This is a genomic window from Pseudonocardia pini, assembly GCF_013870575.1.
GTDB classification, from domain to species: Bacteria; Actinomycetota; Actinomycetes; order Mycobacteriales; family Pseudonocardiaceae; genus Pseudonocardia; species Pseudonocardia pini.
The window spans coordinates 1-2,447 of sequence record NZ_JACBXB010000806.1 but is presented as its reverse complement, the minus strand read 5'-3'; the positions used below and the strand labels follow the sequence as shown (position 1 = coordinate 2,447).

The following is a 2,447-nucleotide window of genomic DNA, read 5'->3' as shown; positions in this document are numbered from 1 at the left end:
CCGAGCTGACGCGCCGCGCGGCGGGCGTCGAGGCGACCGAGCTGGCCCGGTGGTCCGACATCGCGTTCGCGCTCGCCCCCGGGCAGCTCGTGTCCACCCGGGTCAGCGCGGCCGATGGGCCGAGGGCGCACCTCGTCCTGTTCGACGAGCGCCCGGCGGCCGCGCCGGACGGGCCGTTCGCGCGGTCCTCGGTCTCGATCCGGGTGGACGCGGGACGGGTGGTGGAGATCGGGCTCTTCGCCGGCTTCGCCGAGGACCCGGCCACCGCCTCGATGTTCCGATGAGGACGGTCGGCCGACCGGGTGCACCCCTGCCCCTCGAGCAGGCCGAGGGGGTCCCGCTGCTGGCGGCGGGCCCCTTCGACCACGTGGGCATCGTGGTTCCGGACCTCGCCGCCGCCATGCGTGCCCACCTGACCCTCGGGCCCGCCGAGCGGTGGACCGTGCTGCCTCCCCGGACCGCCGCGAGCCCGGGCGCCTCCCGCTACCGCGACCGGCCCGGGGACTACGCCTCGCGGATCGCGTTCAGCCCCGACGGGTTCGTCGAGCTGATCGAGCCGGTCCGCGGGCCGAGCGTGTACCACGACTGGATCGCCGGGCGTGGGTACGGCCTCCACCACCTGGCCGTGCGGGTGGCGGAGCTCGCCCCGCAGACGCAGGCGATGGCGGACGCCGGGTTCGCCGCCCTGCAGTCGATCGTCGGCTACGGGCCGAACGCGGACGGCGGGCACGTCTACTTCGACACCGCCGACCGAATGGGATACCTGCTCGAAGCCGTCCGCCCGCCGTCCTGACACCAGGCGCAACGCTCGCCCGGCGAGCCTTCCTGCCTGGTCAGGGCCGTCCGCGTCGCCGACCGGGACGGCGTAGCGGAATGGTCACGCGTCGGCCCTTCAGCGGTCCGGCCATGTAGTACTAGGCTCGAATCATTCGAGATGCGAATCAACTCGACACGGGAGGTGCGCGGGCACCCCGGGGCGGAGGCGGTGGATGAACGCGGGTACCACCCCCGTCCCGGCCCTCCCGCTCGCCGTCACGCTGAGCGGGCTGGTGATGGCGCTGATGACCGCCACCCTGTCCACAACGATCATCACCACGGCCCTGCCGACGGTCCTCGCGGACCTCGGCGGCGGTCAGATCGCGTTCGTCTGGGTCGTGACGGCCACGCTGTTGGCCACCACGGCGACCGCGCCGCTGTGGGGCAGGCTCGCCGACCTCGTCGCGGGCAAGCTGCTGTTGCAGGTGGCGCTCACGATCTACCTCGTCGGTTCGCTGCTGGCCGGGCTCGCCCCGTCGATCGGGGTGCTGATCGCGGCACGCGGGATGCAGGGGATCGGACTCGGTGGGGTCCAGGCGCTGGTGCAGGTCGTGCTCGGCGTGCTGATCCCGCCGCGCAGGCGCGGTCGGTACACCGGGTGGATCAGCGCCGCGTCCATCGTGGCCACGGTGAGCGGCCCACTGGTCGGCGGGCTGCTCACCGAGACCCCCGGTCTCGGCTGGCGGTGGTGCTTCCTGGTGGCGGTCCCGGTGGTCCTGCTCTGCCAGGGGGTGCTGCAGTGGGCCCTGCGGCTGCCCGTCCACCGGCGGGAGGTGACGATCGACTACCTCGGCTCCGTCCTCGTCGTCGCCGCCACCAGCCTGGTCCTGGTCTGGATCTCCTTCGTCGGCGACAGCTACGCGTTCCTGTCCTGGCAGACCCTGGTCGCGCTGCCGGTCGCCCTGCTCCTGCTGGTCGGCCTGGTCGTCGTCGAACGGCGGGTGCGGATGCCGGTCGTCCCCCTGGGCCTGCTGCGCAGGCGGAGCACGGCGATCGCGGTCGCCGGGGCGGCGGGTCTCGGGCCGCTGCTGCTGCTCGGGGCCACGTTCGTGGTGCCCTACCTGCAGGTCGCGCGGTCCTACTCGCCCACCGAGGCGGGCCTGATGCTGCTCCCGATGAGCGCGGGGAGCCTGGTGGCCACCACGGTCGGCGGGCGGATCACCTCGCGGACCGGTCGGGTGCGGCCGGTGCTCCTGACCGGGTTCGCGGTGCTGACGCTCGCCGTCGGGATGCTCGCGATCGCCGTGCACCTCGGTCCGCGTGGGCACGCGGCCTGGCTGCTCGGGGGCATGATCGCCCTCGGCGTGGGGCTCGGGCTGACGGTCCTGAACATCACGCTCAGCGTGCAGAACGAGGTCGGGCTGAGCGATCTCGGCGCGGCCACGTCGGCGGTCAACTTCTTCCGCAACATCGGCGGGAGCATCGGTGTGGTGGTCATCGGCGCCCTGCTCGCCGACCGGCGCGACGTGCTCGTCGGGCAGGGTCGGTCGGCGGCGGAGGCGCTGGGCACGGCGACGGCGCAGGCGTTCCTCGCCGTCGTCGCCCTCACCGCCCTCGTGCTGGCGCTGATGGTCGCGCTGCCGCGCACCGAGCTGCGGGAGACCGTGGACGGGAAGACCCGGGCGAAGTCC

At 73.8% G+C, this 2,447-nt stretch carries 3 protein-coding genes; all 3 read left to right on the top strand.

The features are described from left to right. On the top strand, nucleotides 1-284 hold a 284-nt coding region (locus H5J29_RS29255; RefSeq protein ID WP_181784205.1), incomplete at its 5' end, for a hypothetical protein. Beyond that, nucleotides 281-793, top strand: coding sequence for a VOC family protein (locus H5J29_RS29250; protein WP_181784204.1), 513 nt, complete (start codon nucleotides 281-283; stop codon nucleotides 791-793). The genes H5J29_RS29255 and H5J29_RS29250, both read left to right, overlap by 4 nt. 196 nt (nucleotides 794-989) lie before the next feature. Beyond that, nucleotides 990-2,447, top strand: a 1,458-nt coding sequence (locus tag H5J29_RS29245) for an MFS transporter (protein WP_181784203.1), incomplete at its 3' end; no start/stop codon positions are given.